Origin of the sequence: Sulfurisphaera javensis (assembly GCF_041154675.1) — an archaeon.
Lineage (GTDB): Archaea > Thermoproteota > Thermoprotei_A > Sulfolobales > Sulfolobaceae > Sulfurisphaera > Sulfurisphaera javensis.
In genome coordinates this window covers 1720654-1736447 of sequence record NZ_AP031322.1, presented here as the reverse complement: position 1 = coordinate 1736447, position 15794 = coordinate 1720654, and the positions used below count along the sequence as shown (strand labels likewise).

At 31.6% G+C, this 15794-nt stretch carries 21 protein-coding genes; 9 read left to right on the top strand and 12 right to left on the bottom strand.

The genetic code is table 11. The features are described from left to right. Positions 1 to 324: 324 nt before the first annotated feature. Positions 325 to 675 carry a nucleotidyltransferase domain-containing protein gene (locus ACAM25_RS09680; protein WP_369609525.1) on the bottom strand — a complete coding sequence of 117 codons (351 nt, stop codon included), beginning with the start codon at positions 673 to 675 and terminating at the stop codon, positions 325 to 327. Beyond that, on the bottom strand, positions 653 to 1084 hold the full coding sequence (locus ACAM25_RS09675) for a HEPN domain-containing protein (protein WP_369609524.1): 432 nt from the start codon (positions 1082 to 1084) through the stop codon (positions 653 to 655). The genes ACAM25_RS09680 and ACAM25_RS09675 overlap by 23 nt, the downstream gene beginning before the upstream one ends. A 409-nt stretch (positions 1085 to 1493) precedes the next feature. On the opposite strand from ACAM25_RS09675, the gene ACAM25_RS09670 reads away from it, so the two are divergent. Genes ACAM25_RS09670 through ACAM25_RS09655 form a run of 4 tightly spaced genes read left to right on the top strand, consistent with a single transcriptional unit; the run spans position 1494 to position 4235 of the window. After that, complete coding sequence (locus tag ACAM25_RS09670) at positions 1494 to 1988, top strand: Ni,Fe-hydrogenase I small subunit (protein WP_369609523.1); 495 nt, start codon at positions 1494 to 1496, stop codon at positions 1986 to 1988. Between the two features lie 2 nt (positions 1989 to 1990). Continuing rightward, complete coding sequence (locus ACAM25_RS09665; protein ID WP_369609522.1) at positions 1991 to 3514, top strand: nickel-dependent hydrogenase large subunit; 1524 nt, start codon at positions 1991 to 1993, stop codon at positions 3512 to 3514. After that, positions 3511 to 3999: a hydrogenase maturation protease gene (locus ACAM25_RS09660; RefSeq protein ID WP_369609521.1), complete on the top strand. Its 489-nt coding sequence runs from the start codon at positions 3511 to 3513 to the stop codon at positions 3997 to 3999. The genes ACAM25_RS09665 and ACAM25_RS09660 overlap by 4 nt, the downstream gene beginning before the upstream one ends. A gap of 5 nt (positions 4000 to 4004) precedes the next feature. Beyond that, positions 4005 to 4235 carry a HypC/HybG/HupF family hydrogenase formation chaperone gene (locus ACAM25_RS09655; RefSeq protein WP_369609520.1) on the top strand — a complete coding sequence of 77 codons (231 nt, stop codon included), beginning with the start codon at positions 4005 to 4007 and terminating at the stop codon, positions 4233 to 4235. On the opposite strand, the gene ACAM25_RS09650 is transcribed toward ACAM25_RS09655, so the two are convergent. From ACAM25_RS09650 to ACAM25_RS09615, 8 genes are all read right to left on the bottom strand, one after another. Continuing rightward, positions 4213 to 4524 (bottom strand): hypothetical protein, encoded by a 312-nt coding sequence (locus ACAM25_RS09650; protein WP_369609519.1) that lies wholly within the window; start codon positions 4522 to 4524, stop codon positions 4213 to 4215. The genes ACAM25_RS09655 and ACAM25_RS09650 overlap by 23 nt on opposite strands. Then, a complete protein-coding gene (locus tag ACAM25_RS09645) occupies positions 4487 to 4792 on the bottom strand; it encodes a hypothetical protein (protein WP_369609518.1) in 306 nt (101 codons plus the stop codon). Before ACAM25_RS09645 ends, ACAM25_RS09650 begins: the two co-directional genes overlap by 38 nt. Beyond that, complete coding sequence (locus ACAM25_RS09640; RefSeq protein ID WP_369609517.1) at positions 4764 to 5495, bottom strand: class II aldolase/adducin family protein; 732 nt, start codon at positions 5493 to 5495, stop codon at positions 4764 to 4766. Before ACAM25_RS09640 ends, ACAM25_RS09645 begins: the two co-directional genes overlap by 29 nt. Beyond that, positions 5492 to 6622 carry a hydrogenase formation protein HypD gene (gene hypD, locus ACAM25_RS09635; protein ID WP_369609516.1) on the bottom strand — a complete coding sequence of 377 codons (1131 nt, stop codon included), beginning with the start codon at positions 6620 to 6622 and terminating at the stop codon, positions 5492 to 5494. The genes ACAM25_RS09640 and hypD overlap by 4 nt, the downstream gene beginning before the upstream one ends. Then, positions 6615 to 6893 (bottom strand): HypC/HybG/HupF family hydrogenase formation chaperone, encoded by a 279-nt coding sequence (locus ACAM25_RS09630; protein ID WP_369609515.1) that lies wholly within the window; start codon positions 6891 to 6893, stop codon positions 6615 to 6617. Before ACAM25_RS09630 ends, hypD begins: the two co-directional genes overlap by 8 nt. A 1-nt stretch (position 6894) precedes the next feature. Then, positions 6895 to 7149: a hypothetical protein gene (locus ACAM25_RS09625; protein WP_369609514.1), complete on the bottom strand. Its 255-nt coding sequence runs from the start codon at positions 7147 to 7149 to the stop codon at positions 6895 to 6897. A 12-nt stretch (positions 7150 to 7161) separates the two neighbouring features. Continuing rightward, a complete protein-coding gene (gene hypE, locus ACAM25_RS09620; RefSeq protein WP_369609513.1) occupies positions 7162 to 8217 on the bottom strand; it encodes a hydrogenase expression/formation protein HypE in 1056 nt (351 codons plus the stop codon). Positions 8218 to 8307: 90 nt separating this feature from the next. Beyond that, a complete protein-coding gene (locus tag ACAM25_RS09615; RefSeq protein WP_369609512.1) occupies positions 8308 to 8835 on the bottom strand; it encodes a CPBP family intramembrane glutamic endopeptidase in 528 nt (175 codons plus the stop codon). Between the two features lie 44 nt (positions 8836 to 8879). On the opposite strand from ACAM25_RS09615, the gene ACAM25_RS09610 reads away from it, so the two are divergent. From ACAM25_RS09610 to ACAM25_RS09595, 4 genes are all read left to right on the top strand, one after another. Beyond that, positions 8880 to 9278: a hypothetical protein gene (locus ACAM25_RS09610; RefSeq protein ID WP_369609511.1), complete on the top strand. Its 399-nt coding sequence runs from the start codon at positions 8880 to 8882 to the stop codon at positions 9276 to 9278. Between the two features lie 126 nt (positions 9279 to 9404). Then, entirely contained in the window at positions 9405 to 9854 is a 450-nt protein-coding gene (locus tag ACAM25_RS09605; RefSeq protein WP_369609510.1) for a hypothetical protein, read from the top strand. Further along, on the top strand, positions 9847 to 11358 hold the full coding sequence (locus ACAM25_RS09600) for a nickel-dependent hydrogenase large subunit (RefSeq protein WP_369609509.1): 1512 nt from the start codon (positions 9847 to 9849) through the stop codon (positions 11356 to 11358). The genes ACAM25_RS09605 and ACAM25_RS09600 overlap by 8 nt, the downstream gene beginning before the upstream one ends. Before the next feature lie 20 nt (positions 11359 to 11378). After that, a complete protein-coding gene (locus tag ACAM25_RS09595) occupies positions 11379 to 11735 on the top strand; it encodes a winged helix-turn-helix transcriptional regulator (RefSeq protein WP_369609508.1) in 357 nt (118 codons plus the stop codon). Here the strand turns inward: ACAM25_RS09595 and ACAM25_RS09590 are convergent. Then, positions 11727 to 12239, bottom strand: a complete 513-nt coding sequence (locus ACAM25_RS09590; protein WP_369609507.1) for a hypothetical protein — start codon at positions 12237 to 12239, stop codon at positions 11727 to 11729. The two genes, ACAM25_RS09595 and ACAM25_RS09590, sit on opposite strands and share 9 nt — an antisense overlap. 160 nt (positions 12240 to 12399) lie before the next feature. Between ACAM25_RS09590 and hypF the strand changes: the two genes are divergently transcribed. Continuing rightward, complete coding sequence (gene hypF / locus ACAM25_RS09585; RefSeq protein WP_369609506.1) at positions 12400 to 14622, top strand: carbamoyltransferase HypF; 2223 nt, start codon at positions 12400 to 12402, stop codon at positions 14620 to 14622. Here the strand turns inward: hypF and ACAM25_RS09580 are convergent. Beyond that, positions 14619 to 15785: a nickel-dependent hydrogenase large subunit gene (locus ACAM25_RS09580; RefSeq protein ID WP_369609505.1), complete on the bottom strand. Its 1167-nt coding sequence runs from the start codon at positions 15783 to 15785 to the stop codon at positions 14619 to 14621. The two genes, hypF and ACAM25_RS09580, sit on opposite strands and share 4 nt — an antisense overlap. Positions 15786 to 15794: the final 9 nt, after the last annotated feature.

Below are 15794 nucleotides of genomic sequence, written 5' to 3'. Positions count from 1 at the left end.
CTAAGGAATGTAATGAAAGGGAAGTTTATTTAAGGAAAGATGAACATGATAAGTTCAAAGAGATGATCTTTAGAAAAGAAGTGATTTTAGACCGTTCCCAGTTAAGACTAAAATAGCATTATCGACCTTGTATTTTTGATATGCACTTCAAACTGTCATAGTGTCGTATAAATTCAGAGCATTAGAATCTCTATATAAAGACAAGACTAAAATGAAAGTATGTTGAAAAGTTATAGAAATAATTTATACCTTAACGATTATACTTATATAAGTATCCAAAATTTTTGACGAAAGATTTATTACTGAACGTTATGGATACACTTACTAATCTTGAGTAATTAAAATCATTTTTTTAGCTATTCTAAAATACTCCTTAGCTCTTTCCTCATCAACAACATGAAGTTCAACTGGGGCATCAAAGGGTAAACCGTATTTATCTACAGCGTTTAAAAATATGTTTCTCCTAAGTTCTATTATTTCCTTATCTGTCAGCTTTCCAGGAAAGAGAAGTAATATGTCAATATCACTAAGCACTGTTACTCTATCCTCAGCTACTCCACCAAAGACGTAAACCTTAACGTTGTTATCAAATTCCTTAGCTGAGCGTAAAATCATTTCAGCATATTCTCTCCATCTGGCTAAGTGCTTAAATTTATTCTTTACCCAGCTTGACATTTTTGCTTATTTCCTCCAGTTTATTAATAATCTTTTCGGCAATTTCAATTAACTCTTCCACTTGTTCTTTACTATATTCTATCCCTCCATATCTACTATCAATATATGCATCCTCAAGGTCTATTAAAGCGTTTCTGTAAATTCGTGTCAAATCCTTAATTTCTTGGGAAAATCTTGTATATCCACTTTCCTCTAAGCTTAAGGAAAGAGAAGAAAGTAGAGAACGTAAGTCATGAGATCTAATTTCAGTAGCAAAAAGCTCAAATAGCACAGCCTTTATGTATAATTGAACTGCTTCCTCAGTATAAAATATTGCATTATTATAACCTCCTTCCTCTAAGTCTCTCTTTGCATCTTTCAAAAACTGTAAGGCAGTTTTCTTCATTATTTGTACTTTATAACCACTCATGGAGAGAAATGTAATGTTTCAGATTATATTTTTATCCTAGTTATTGACGCAAAATAAGTTTATCTCTTCATAAGATCAAATAAATAAGATCCATACATGTAGGTTAAAAACGATTTATTTAATGTTAACTAAATAAAAGAGAAGTCTTAATACTAACATTACTTCTCTGTATATGTTGTTTCTATTTCTTCTTACAGTTTCATTTATTCTGCTAATGATTTCTGTTATTCTATTTATAGAGAAAAGAGTTAGTAAAGTGCTGAAATTTTTCTATGTTTATATTTATTATCATCTCTAATCATTAATTATTTTTCTTTTCTTTGTTCTTTTTAAATACAATATATGCTTATCTGATACCTAGATGAAAGTCTTCAGAAAAACATATATTTTTTTATGTAAAAAAGTTATTATGGATTATTGTGAAGCGTTAGAGAAAGTATTAAAGAGTAATATAGTTTGGATTGAGGCTCAATCATGTTCTGGTGAAAGTGTAAATATACTGAAAAGTGGCTGTAAGTCTTTGGAAAATCTTTTCTTTCATTCTTCTCCGTTCAAACTTTACTCTAACATTTGTGAAGAGAAATGTGGGAAGGAATACTTAGACGAAATTCTTTCACAAAAAGATTTTGTTCTAGTGATAGAAGGAGCGATTCCAAAGGATAAAGATGGACTTTGTTATGTTGGAGATATGACTTGTAATGAGTTAATCAAAAAATTAGCTGAAAAAGCTAAGGCAATTGTTGCTGTAGGTTCTTGTGCTGTAAATGGGGGAATTATAAGGGAATTAGGTTACGTAGGAGTAAGCGAATTTTTAGGTAAAAGAGTTTATGAAGTGCCTGGTTGTCCAGCTTCGGATAAAATGATGATTGCAGCAATTTACTATGCTTTAACTTCTGGTGGTTAGCAATGAAGATAGAGCCAATTACTAGAGTTGAAGGTCATTTAGGAATTGAAACCAAGATAGAGAATGGATATTATACTTTTGCCAAAGTTAAAATAACAATGTTCAGAGGATTTGAGTTACTTTTAAAGAATAAGAAGCTGAACTTAGCACCTAATATTGCTGGGAAAATATGTGGTGTTTGTGGTGCTACTCATACTTTAGTTTCCATTGAAGCTTTAGAAATGGCTTCTGGTATTTACCCTTCTTCTGGTGTGATTGATTTAAGAAATGTTGCCTATGCTTTAGCAGATATTATGTATAATAATGTGACTGTTGCGTTTATATTTGAAGGTATTGATTTCTCTTCACCTATAGTTGCATCTTTTACTCCGTCTCAATTTGAAAAAGCTTTGAATACTTATAGTATATATCGTGATATTCATGGATATACTAAAGTTTCAGACATAATGGATAATTTATATTACAAAGGGGAAATTTACAAAACGGCACTAAAGATATCAACGAAATTAAGGGACTTAGCAACATTAATATGGTTAAGATATCCTCAACCACTTTCTTTAAAAGTCGGAGGTATTGAGATTAGGGATAAAGATGTTATTACAAAGATTAAGCAAGGACTTAAAGAAATAGAGAAGGATATAGAAAAGTTATTCTATGTAACTGCGGAATTAAGAGAATTTTATAAAAATATTTATAAAGATCTAGGTGCAAATTTCATAACTTACGGACTCTTAGATTCACATGATTATAATGCTAATTATGAAGATATGAATAATTGGGGTATAAAGAGATTTATTCCTCCAGCGTTAATACGTAAAGGAGAGCTTCTAAGTAGAAATTTAATTGATATTCTTTTGGGTGTGAGAGTTTACACTGAAGGAACTGCCTATGACAATTGGGAGCAAACAGTATCTGAAGATCCTTTAGGAAATAAGGTTGATTTGCATCATCCATGGAATAAAGAGACTAAATTAAAGCAATTGTCTGGTAATTATTTATTTACTGTCAAACAAGTTTTCTCTTCAGAGGAGTTTATGCCTACTACTGGTGATATTGCCAGGCTTTACTCATATCGATTACAAAGGGGAAAGCCAAAGGCATTTAACTATGAATGGGATTATATAGCCAATGATGTAGTAGAAAGGCTTTTTGCAAGAATGTTTACTGTAGGTTTACTTTACGACTATATTATGAATTTAGAGGAGAGTAAGGAAATTAATCAATATAAAGGTAAAGGGACTAATTTAGCTGTTGGGGCTCATGATGCTCCTAGAGGTGGAAATGCTCATTGGATACTTCAAAAGGATGGGATTATATCTCGATATCAAATAATTACTCCCACGGATAGGAACTTTAGTAGTAATGGTGGCCCAGTAGAAGAGAGCATAATAGGACAAAAGGTTACTGAAGAGGTTGAAAAGGTTAGTGGCTTAGATGCTTTAAGAATTATTAGAAGTTTTGATCCTTGTTCAGCATGCGCAGTTCATATAATTACTAAAGACCATATATTAGAGAAATTATTATGAAAGTGGCTATTGTAGGTGTTGGAAATAGGTTGATGGGAGATGATGGTTTTGGTTCTTGTTTAGCTGAAATTATTAAAGATAACACACTAGGAGCTGAGGTAATAGATCTTGATACATCAAATTTACTTAATATTGATATAAATAAATATGATATAGTAGTCCTTTTAGATATAGCTAATATTGATTCAGAGTATGGGATATATGAGGTGAAAAGGAGTTCAGATTATGATTTTTCATTACATGATTTAGGATTAAATCTAGTCTTAAAACTATATGAGGATAAAAAATTTTATGTAGTTGCTTGTAAGCCATATATTGTAGATATTAACTTTAGATTATCGGAAGAATGTATAAATAGAATGGTAAAATTATTTCCTATATTTAAACTTTTTATGGAGAAATTTGGTGTAAAAATAAATTTAGAGGTTTCAGATATTGAAAAACTGGTAAAAGAGAAATGTCTAAATATTTTGGAAGATAAATAGAAAGTATGGAATATGATCCTTATGATATGGCATATGTTGGACGTATAATAGAAATTAAAGGTGATGAGGCTAAAGTTGATTTTAACGGAATAATAAGAGGGGTTAAGATCTCTCTAGTTAATGCTAAAGTTGGTGATTATGTTTTAGTTCATGCTGGATATGCAATCAAAGTTCTAAATCCTAATGAGATAGAAGAAGATTTGAAAGATAAGATTAAATCTCTTTTATCTGATTGATCTTCTCATTTATTTTTTCCTCTATTTCACTAACATTAATATTTTCTCCTCCCAATAAATAGTAAAATATTAGATCGAGAACAATAGAATATAAATCATATAATTCCTTATCATTTTTAATGAAATTTATTGTTATTTTCTGATAATTTTCCATAGAATCATCAATTTTGTACTTATATATAGCTAACTCCTCTACGCATCTAAGAAGTGCTTGAAGCTTAATTATATTATCACTTGAGTTTTTTGATAATTCAAGAAGATGTTTTGCTAAGTACACGTGAGAGTTCATTCCTTAGTTCCTCCAGTCTTTTATTTATTTCTTCTTCTAAATAATAATTCTCTATTTTAACCTTAGCATTGCATTCTTTTACTAATTGAATTCCAACAGAAATGACTAAGATTTGAGGAGAGTAAGCTGAAATTGGTATATAAGTTATAACTAATTCTCCATTTTCTTTTGCAATTCTCACAAGTCCTAACTCTGTTATTGGTAACCCAGTTTCTGGTTCTATTACATTCTTTAAATTCTCAAGACACTTTACCTGCTCTTCCTCCAAATTTTACCGCCCTAATGTACCCTGCTCCTGGTTTTCTTAAGTCGATTAACGTTAATTTATGTTTTATTCCTCCTAACGCCTTAGCTGCAATATTAAACCTAGCCCACTCATCTAAAATTTCCATAAAAGCTCTAGCCTCATGAATACATGCTCCAGCTGAAAACGCACCGTGGTTTAATGTTATTACTACTCTGGGTACCTTCATTCCTGTACCCTGAAATGCTTCGCCTACAGCTTTAGCTAACTCCTTAGTCCCTGGGTGATAGTATGGGATAATCTTTACTTCCCCTAATATTGCTGCCGCTTCTCCATGGGTTATTTCCAAAAATCCAGATATTGTTGCTCCCATTACATAAGGTACATGTGCGTGAATTACTGCATTTACATCTGGTCTTCTCTTATAAACTTCTAGATGAGCATAAACTTCAATAGAGGGTTTTAAATCTCCTTCTATAACATTTCCTTCAAGATCAACTGCTATTAAATCTTCTGGAGACAAACTCATTCTGGGATAGCCAGAAGGAGTTAGCCAAACTTTGTTACTTCCGGGTAATCTAGCACTCTGATTTCCACCAGCATTTGTTACTAATCCTTTATAATAAAATGCTTTTACAGTTTTAACAAGCTCTTCCTTTAATTGTTGTTCATTTGTTTGGCATAATTTACAATATGTATTACCAATCATGTAGACTATTTTTGTCACCTCTTACACTTAGGCACAAGGTTAGTTATTTTGTGATGTGCCCAAATCCAACATGTACCTTCTTGAGATACCATAGGTGCTCCTTTAGGATCATCTGGTTTACAAACAGTCATATATAATGGACATTCTGGCGGATCTATAAGTCCCATGACAACTTCTCCGCATCTTGCCCCGGTAACATATTCATCTTCTGTCGAAATCCCTTTCTTTAAGCCATATTTCTCCCTTGTATCTGCATGTTTAAACTCATCTTTAAGCCTAAATCCAGCTTTTGGAAATACAGCTACTCCTCTTACATAACCGTCTTCAAGTTCAAACACTTTTTCCATTGCATTTTGTGCTTTTACATTTCCTTCCCATGTTACAGCCCTTGTATATTCGTTTTCAAGTTTAGGTTTATTCTCATAAATTTGCTTTAGTAACATATAAACAGAAAGCAATATATCTAGTGGTTCAAAGCCTGAAAATACTACCGGTTTTTTTGTTCTTAAGAAGTATTCGTAATACGGTTTCATTCCAGTAATTGTAGCTGAATGGCCAGCGGAGATAAAAGCGTCAATTCCTAAAACGTTAGATTCCATCACAGAACCTTGTATTGATGGAGTATATCTATAAGATACCAAGAAGCTTAAATTAGGTGGAACGCCAGAGAGTATTTCATAAGCAGTTGCTGGTGCTGTAGTATCCATTCCTACAGCAAAGAATACAAAATCTTTATTTGGTTCTTTTCTTGCCATTTGTACAGCATCTTGTACACCATAAACTACTCTAACGTCAGCACCTAAAGCTTTTGCATCTTGTAAACTCATTTTAGTTCCTTTAGATCTGCTCATATCTCCATATGTCATCACAACAATTCCGTCTAATGCTAACTTTACTGCATCATCAATATCTTTTGCTGGAGTTATACATACTGGACATCCCGGTCCTGCTCTTACTTGAACATTATCTGGCAATAATGCTCTAATACCGTAATGTGTTATGGTCCATTCGTGTGAACCACAAACGTGCATAATTGATATATTTTCCTCAATTTTCTTTGCTAATTCGTTAATTTTTTCTGTTATGCTTTTGGCAAGTGTCGGATTTCTATAATATTTTAAAATTTGTGGTAGTCTCTCACTCATTTGCACCACTACCTATAGCTTCATATAAATCTTTTTTCTTCTGTTCCTCATCTAATTCTTTAGTCATCTCCTCCCACATCTCAATAGTCTTTCTTGCTTCATCTTCATCCACTACTTGAATAGCATATCCAGCATGAACTAGAACATAATCACCAACTTTAACATTAACTAGACTTATGAGTATATTATCTCTAATTGTTCCCGCACCGAAATCTACTTTTGCAAATTCACCATGTATTTCAATTACTTTCCCAGGATAGGCTACACACATTTCACTCACCTGAATAAAGCTTTTTCATCTCCTCTATTTCTGATTTAGTTAACTTACTTACAGGGAAATAATCTTCGTCAATATAGAGCATAGGAACACCACAATGCCTAGGGACTTCCCTTTCTACTCCACAGATCTTACATTTTAAATACTCTATTTTTCTAAAATTTCCTTTTAGAATATAATCCATTTCAACTCCACAATGTTTAGGTACTTCCTCTTCATGTTCACATATTAAACATACAAGTTTTCCCACTTTACTCACCATTTAACATATTCTAGGCACGGGGTCTCCAGTTGGTCTTGTTACTAATCTCTTCCCCCCTACAACAGTTTCTAATATCACACCTTCAATATCTTTTCTTACTTCCCCAATTATTGAGGCATCTTTACCCCATGGTGTGCTATGTAAAGTCTCTAATACATCTCTAGCCATTTCTGGTGATACAGCCAAAACAGCTTTTCCTTCATTTCCAAGTTCTAACAAATCCAATCCTAAAAACTCAATCGCACTACTTACTTCTTCTTTAACTGGTATCTCACTCTCCTTTATATATATACCTAAGCCTGACTTTTCGGCCCAATCATTTAATAAATCGGCTAATCCTCCTCTCGTAGGATCTTTTGCATCTGCTATTCCACCTACCTCTAAAACTTTTTTCATCATTTTGTTTAAAGGCATAACATCTGATTGGATATTGGATTCGAATTCTACACCTTCTCTTGATGATAGTATTGCTATTGCATGATCGCCTATTGTCCCGGATACGATTATTTTGTCGCCATCTCTAATATTCATTGGAACTAGCCATTCATATTTTACTTCCCTACTTTTTCTTAACACATTAAAGTTATGTTTTAACTCCTCTGAAGCAATACCAATACCACCAGTGTTTATTACTATTTTATCAAGTGAGTTCCTTTCCATAACTTTAGTATCCCCAGTTACTATATGAACGTTAGCTTCTTCACATGTTCTTTTAATACTTTCCACAATCTTTGCTAAGTCCGATTTGGAGAAACCCTCTTCTATAACAACTGCTAAACTTAAAGCTATAGGATCTCCTCCCATCATTGCTATATCATTAACAGTTCCGCTGACAGCTAATCTTCCAATATCTCCACCTCTAAAGAATATAGGCCTTACTGTATATGAGTCAGTTGTGAACACTATTCCGTTTATTACTGCTGCGTCATCTAACACACCTAAACCGACTTCTCCAAAGTTGTCATCAAGCTTTAAAAAATACTCTTTAATGAGATTATGCATATAAGCTCCTCCAGCACCATGTAAGAGAGTTATCACACTTTTTGGATCACTCATATCAATATTAAAGTTGATTTAGCATATATTAAAGATTTCCCTTCAAAATTTAAAATATTGAAAATTTAAAATAAATAATATAAAATAAAATTACAATAAAATTCGAAGAATATTTGAAATTACATGAATTAACATTGTAGGTAAAATTCCATATCGTTTAGCTATGAAACCAAAAATTATACCTATAACAATTGTCCATAGGAAGAATAGTAAACCGTCAAATATATGAAGAATCCCCCATAAAATTCCTTGGATAAATATACTAGTTGTATCAGATAAAACATAACCTCTGTAAATTATTTCTTCACAAATACCTCCAACAATTCCAGCCGGTATTAAGATAGTATAAAAAGAAGGGGAAGAAGTTTGTGTTAACCCGGGGAAAAATGATAAAGGTATTATAAGGACTAGAAAGACTAGGCCTTTGTTAATTTCTATTTTTAATTTTTTCTTAGTCAGAATTTTAGCCAGAAATGCAGATATTATTTCACCTATAATTACTATTATACCAACAACGTAAATTGCTGTAAAATTATGTATGACAGAGTAAACAAAAAATTCTTCTGGTATAACGATAAGAGGAAGTATAATTCCTGCAAATAATTCCTCTATTTTCATATATATATATAAAGTTTTATACTTTAATTATATAAAGTTAAATAATGAGAACAATTTTATGGCTTCAAGGAGGAGCATGTGGTGGTAACACACTTTCATTTCTTAATGCAGAAAATCCAGATGTATTAGAGTTCTTCGAAATGTATAATGCAAAGTTATTATGGCATCCATCATTATCTTTAGAAACTGGTGATAAAGTAAGAGAAATTTTGCAACAAATTATTAAAGAGAAAATTCAGTTAGACGTATTTATATTTGAAGGTACTGTAGTTTTAGGTCCAAATGGTACTGGAAAGTTTAATATTTTTGCTGGAAAGCCTATGAAGGACTGGGTTTATGAGATTTCGAAAGTAGCAAATTATGTTGTAGCTGTTGGAGATTGTGCAAGTTTTGGTGGTGTTCCGGCTTCTGAGCCAAATCCAACAGAATCTACTGGTTTATAATTTCATAAAAAAGAAAAAGGAGGATTTTTAGGGAAAGATTACAGATCTAGAAAGAATTTTCCAGTAATAAATATTCCTGGATGTCCAGCTCATCCAGAGTGGATTACTACAACATTATCTAAAATATTGACAGATAGCTTATCTGAAGAGGATTTAGATGAGTACCAAAGATTAAAAATAATTTATAGTACAACTACACAATTTGGTTGTCCAAGGAGTTTATACTTCTCATATAAAATATCTTTAAAAGAGTTCGGACATAGAGAAGGATGTTTATATTTTGACTTAGGTTGTAGGGGTTCATTCACTAAAAGTCCATGTAATATAATTCTCTGGAATAATCAGAGTAGTAAGACTAGAGTTGGTACTCCATGTTTTGGGTGTACAGAGTTTGATTTCCCTACATTTAACTTTTTCGTAACTGAAAAAAACAGAAGTGGTTTACCGAAGAGGTTACCCTTAGGAGTGAGTAGAGGTGCTTATACTACTTACTCAGCTATAGCTAGAGCTTCTGCGCCTAATTTCTTAGTGAAACCTTTGTACAAGAAAGATGAAAAGGTGGAGTGGCTTGAGTAATAAAATTATTTCTCCATTTAATAGAGTTGAAGGAGATTTAGATGTTGAGGTAAAGTTTGAAAAGAATAAAGTTGTTGATGCTAAAATAATCTCAAGATTATTTAGAGGTATAGAAATAATTCTTAAAGGTAAAAATCCTTTAGACGCTTTAGTTATAACCCCAAGAGTCTGTGGTATATGTGGAGCCTCTCATTTATATGCATCAGCCTCAGCATTAGATATGATTTATAATGCTGAAGTCCCAGAAAATGCTGTAAGGATAAGAAATGTATTGAGTATGGCTGAAAGTTGTCAAAATGATTTAAGGCATACTTATTTTATGTTTTTAATTGATGTTGTGAACAGAAAATACCAAGATTATGCGATTTTTGATGAAGCTTTAAAGAGATGGGCCCCTATTAATGGTTCATCATACAAAGAATGTTTTAGATGGTCAAAAAAGTATACTGAAGTTTATGCTATTTTTGGAGGTCAATGGCCTCATGGTTCAGCTATAATTCCTGGAGGGGTCACATCAGATCCTTTACCTAATGAGATAAATAAAGCAATATCAATATTGATAAATATTAAACAAAATTATTTAGAAAAAACTATCTTAGGAGGACCAGTAGAGCAATTTATGAGCACCGTTAAAAGTTATAAAGACTTATTACAATGGGCTGAAGATTATAAACAAGGAGACTTATCAAAAATAATCGAATTTGGATTAGAAGCTAATTGGCATAAATTGGGATATGGTTCTGGAATTTTCCTCAGTTATGGTCATTTACCATCAGAAGAATATGTAGGAGTTCCAAGGAAGAAATATTTTAAACCTGGTATTTTCTTTGTAAAAGAGAAGGAATTTAAGGAATTTAATCAAGAGAATATACTAGAATTCGTTAATTCTTCATATTACACATATACTTTAGGAGATAATATTGGTTTACATCCTTTTCAAGGTGAGACAAATCCCAACTTAACAGATGATAAAAGAAAATATTCATTGACTAAGTGCTTTAGATATAAATATGATGGTAAGTTATTGGCACCAGAAGTTGGCGCATTAGCAATGTTAACTATTTCAAAAAATCCTATAGTCTTTGATATGGTCGATAAGATTGGTCCAAGTGTACTTTCAAGAATAATTGCCAGGATAATAAGAATAATAATTTATAATGAACTTATGATTAATGAGTTAAATAATTTTAAGTTCGGTAAGCCTACTTATAAGAAACCGAACGATGTTATTGAAGGAAAAGGATATGGGTTAGTTGAAGCTCCAAGAGGTGCATTAGGTCATTGGATAGTAATTAAAGGTGGTAAGATCTTAAATTATCAAATTGTGACTCCTACTCAAATTAACATGGGTCCAGAGGATCCTTTAGGTAATAAGAGTCATTTACCTTTAGCTTTAATAGGTACTGAAGTTTCTAATGTAGATAATCCAATTGAGGTTTATCATATAGTTAGGTCTCATGATGCTTGTATGGTATGTAATGTGCACATGCTAAAGCTTATTTAGTAATTTTCAAATATTTTGTTATGGTTGAATGTTGCATAGCTGAAGATAAAGAATTATGTTTTTTATATTCTTCTAAATTACTGGAATTAATAATGAAAAAATATACGTACGCAATTTTAGTTATTTTAGATAAATATGGAAAAATGAGATTTAATGAGATTCAAAGGAAGATTAAAGGTTTAACTCAAAGGACCTTATCAATAAGATTAAAGGAGTTAGAGAAAGCTAAGTTAGTTAAAAGAGAAGTGGATTCCTCAGAACCTATAAAGGTTTACTATTCAATAACTACCGAAGGAAAGGCAGTAAAGAATGCTCTTCAGATATTAATCAGTTTAATAAACTTACTTGATAATAACAAGGACGCATATTTATGTTGAGCTTCCATTATTATTTTTCTCTATTAAAGGCCGAGTAGATTTTCCTAGTTCTTTTAACATATACTGAAGATAAGCGAGTGTCATCTTTACATCTGGGTCATCAAAAGAAGCTAATAATTGTACAATATTAGATTCACTATTTTCTTTAACAATTTTTTCAGCTGCTTTTGATAATCCATTGGTCATTACATCAAGTATTCCATGTTTTTCTAAAGTACTAACTATTTTACCTATCTTATCTAAATGTTTAGCAATAGCTATTATGCCATTAATAAAATCGTCCGGATTCACTTCTCCAGAATCAATCATTTGTTGCAAGTCTCCTAATAGTTCTATTACTGCCCTAAATGTAGGAGATCTAATTATTTTAAGTAATTTACCAGATTTCAGTAAGTCAAGTATTGAATCAAGGATGCCACTACTATTTAAATAAATAACAATTTCTGCTAATTTCTTAATTCCCTCTTTATACTCCTCATCTTCCTCATAATTGTTTTCTTTCATAGATACAATGTATATTTCTTCAAAATATAAATTTGATTATATGATACTTTTTGCAATTTAAAATGATAAAAGTATTAAATTATAAGTAATTTTTTAGAAGTTTTATGAAATTCATTATTGTTATTTAAAGTTATATATCACCCTTGTTATATGATAAAATATGGAAGCTTATAGGATAATTATAAGTGGTATAGTACAAGGAGTAGGATTTAGGCCATTCATATATAGAATAGCTATAAAATCTAATGTAAAAGGATATGTAAAAAATATGGGTGGTAGTGAAGTTGAAGTACACATCGAAGGTGAAAGAGAAGAAATAGCATATTTCATTAAATTATTATTTTCTAAGTTGCCTCCAACAGCGAAAATAGAAAATATCGAAATAGAAGAATCAGATATTAAACTTTTTTCTGACTTTAAAATTTTACCTAGTGGAAGTGAAATCAAAGAACCAAGTGAGATTCCACCAGATTTTTCTGTATGCGAGGAATGTATGAGAGAAGTGCTTAATCCAAAAAATAGAAGATATAGATATCCTTTTAATAGCTGTGCTTATTGTGGACCTAGATTTTCAATGATATATAAGCTTCCTTATGATAGAGAAAATACAGCGATGAATGATTTTCCTTTATGTGAAGATTGTAAGGCTGAATATTATAATCCATCTGATGAAAGAAGATTTGACGCTCAAGGAATTAGTTGTCCAAAATGTGGACCTTCATTGTTTTTAGAAACAATAGATGGAGAAAGATTAGAAGGAGATCCAATAGTTACTACAGCGAAACTACTTATGGAGGGATACATTGTAGCAATCAAAGGTATTGGAGGTTTTCATATTTCTGCGGATCCATTTAATGACGATGTTGTATTAAAATTAAGGGAAAGAAAAAACAGACCACAACAGCCATTTGCAGTAATGGCATTAGATTTACCTATAGTGGAAAAATATGCTATCATATCACCTATTGAGAAAGATTTACTTTTATCTCCTCAAAGACCAATAGTTCTCCTTAATAAAAAAGATCCTTACGAATTATCTAAATATATCTCTCCAGGTTTAGATAAAGAAGGGTTCTTCTTGTACTACACTCCTCTTCATTATCTCTTACTAAATGAAGTAAAAACTCATTTACTAATTATGACTAGTGGTAATAAACATGGATTTCCAATGTGTATAGATGAAAACTGTGTTAGAGAGAAACTAAAGGGAATAGTTGACTATGTGTTATATCATAATAGAAAGATCGTAAATAGAGTTGATGATAGTGTTGTAAGAGTCTCTGCTGGAAGGCCAATTTTATTAAGGAGGAGTAGGGGCTATGCACCAACGTGGATAAAGTTAAAGAGATATGTTAAGGAACCAGTAGTTACTGTAGGAGCCGAGTTACAGAATGCTGGTTCAATAGCTTTTAATAATAAAGTAGTTCTAACACAATACATAGGAGATACAGATGAATTAGAAACTTTAAATGATCTAGATAAATATTTAAATTTACTAATTTCTTGGTATAACATAAGACCTAAGGTTGTGGTAGCTGATAAGAATCCAGCATATCAAAGTACTTATTTAGCTTCCAAGTTGGCTGAAAAGTTCTCTGCAGAGTTAATTCAAGTACAGCATCATTATGCTCACATACTAAGCGTTGCTGCAGATTATGGTTATGAAGATGGTGTAGGAATTGCTATAGATGGAATAGGTTATGGCGATGACGGAAACGGATGGGGAGGAGAAATAATTAAATTTAGTGGAGAAAAATATGAGAGAAAATATCACTTAAAATATGTTCCTTATATAGGTGGAGATATAAATGCAATTAAACCTAGGAGGATGCTAGCTTTATTTTTATCAACATTTATGGATTGGGAAGAAATAAAAAATATTGTTAAATTAGATGAAAGGGAACTAAATATCCTTGAAAAATTATCTAAAAAAGCTACTATATTTACTTCAAGTACTGGTAGAGTATTAGACTCTGTATCAGCATTTCTTGGCGTGTGTGACCATAGAACTTATGAAGGTGAGCCAGCAATGAAATTAGAAGCAGTAGCTAGAGGAGGAAAAATATTAGATCTTGAAATCCCTATTGTAGGGGAAGAGATAGACACAACATTAATTTTTAAATGGTTACTCGAAAACAGAGATAAACCTCTAAATGATTTAGCTATTACAGTCCAATATAAGCTTGGTAAAAGTTTAGTAAAAGCTGCATTAAAACTTAACCCCGAAAGAATTTTAGTTTCGGGAGGTGCTGCAGTTAATGAATATATATTGAAAGGGATGATAGAGAACTCTGAAGGAGTAGAAATAATAACTCCAAAAAGGGTACCAGCTGGTGACGGTGGAATAGCTCTTGGCCAGGCATATTATGCAACATTTATTTAGCAAAAACCTCCAATTCTTTTTGTTGTTAATAGATTATTATTATCATCAAATACTTTAACTCTTGTTACGAAGCATGTATCCAATGAAGAAACAGTTAATGCTAATTCAACTGGATCTTTAGGATTTTTAATATGTAATCCTACCACTGATTTTTCTAAAGCACCATTAGGTGATGCTATAAATGTTGTTGGTTGAATAATTTTATACGATAAAATCTTACCATCTTTTATTATGTAATCATGAATTAGTGACCCTCTTATTGATTCAGCAAATGAAATAAAATGTCCGTCTTGAGGTTCGAATTTCTCACTTTTTAACTCAGTATCTCTAATATTATTTAATAATTTTGCAAGGACTTTCACTCTAGATATTTCTCTTAAAAGAGGAGAAGGTCCATATTTATTAAAATAATTTTTAACTAGTTGATCAAAAGTTAATGCTTGAGCCAAAGGCCCTACTTCTACTTTTTTACCATCATAGAGTACTTCAATACCTTTATCCTCTATTTTATTATAATCAAAATTACCAGAAAATGGATATCCTACGACTAAATGATCTCTAAGACCAGTATTCCAGTCTAATGCTTCAATTCCTTTTTCAATCAATAACTTCATATCGCCAGAAAAATCCTCTATGTTTTTTACGCTTAAAAAATCTTCAATACTCATTCCCAATAATTCATTCTCTATGAAACTTGTAATATCTTTTATATCATCTTTTCTTAATCTTATCTCTTTATTTTCTTTTATATAGTCAATATGAGGCCATCTTCCTCCTATCTTTTCCATTAATTCTTTTATCTTTCTTGAAATTAAACTAACTCTTTTAAATTTATCACCGGATGGAAAAGAGAACTGCTCATCTTTTATTAAATGAGGAAACCAATAGGCATAGGGATGCTTTAAATGGCTATCAACTATTTCGAGGGTCATAAGTATTTCAGTTATTGGAGTATTCATATGAGGTTGTAGATATACATATAAGTGGGATTGACTACACGTTGCTAAAACTCTAGGTAAAATTTCATAAAATATTTTAGCTTCCTTTCCTATAAAAGACTTCTCAAATCCTCTAATTTTATTACCAGAACATTTTGCTTTAACTACTTTTCCCTCTTTAACGAAGACATCAAGGTCAATAATCTCTAAATCATATAAACTCATAAAATATAT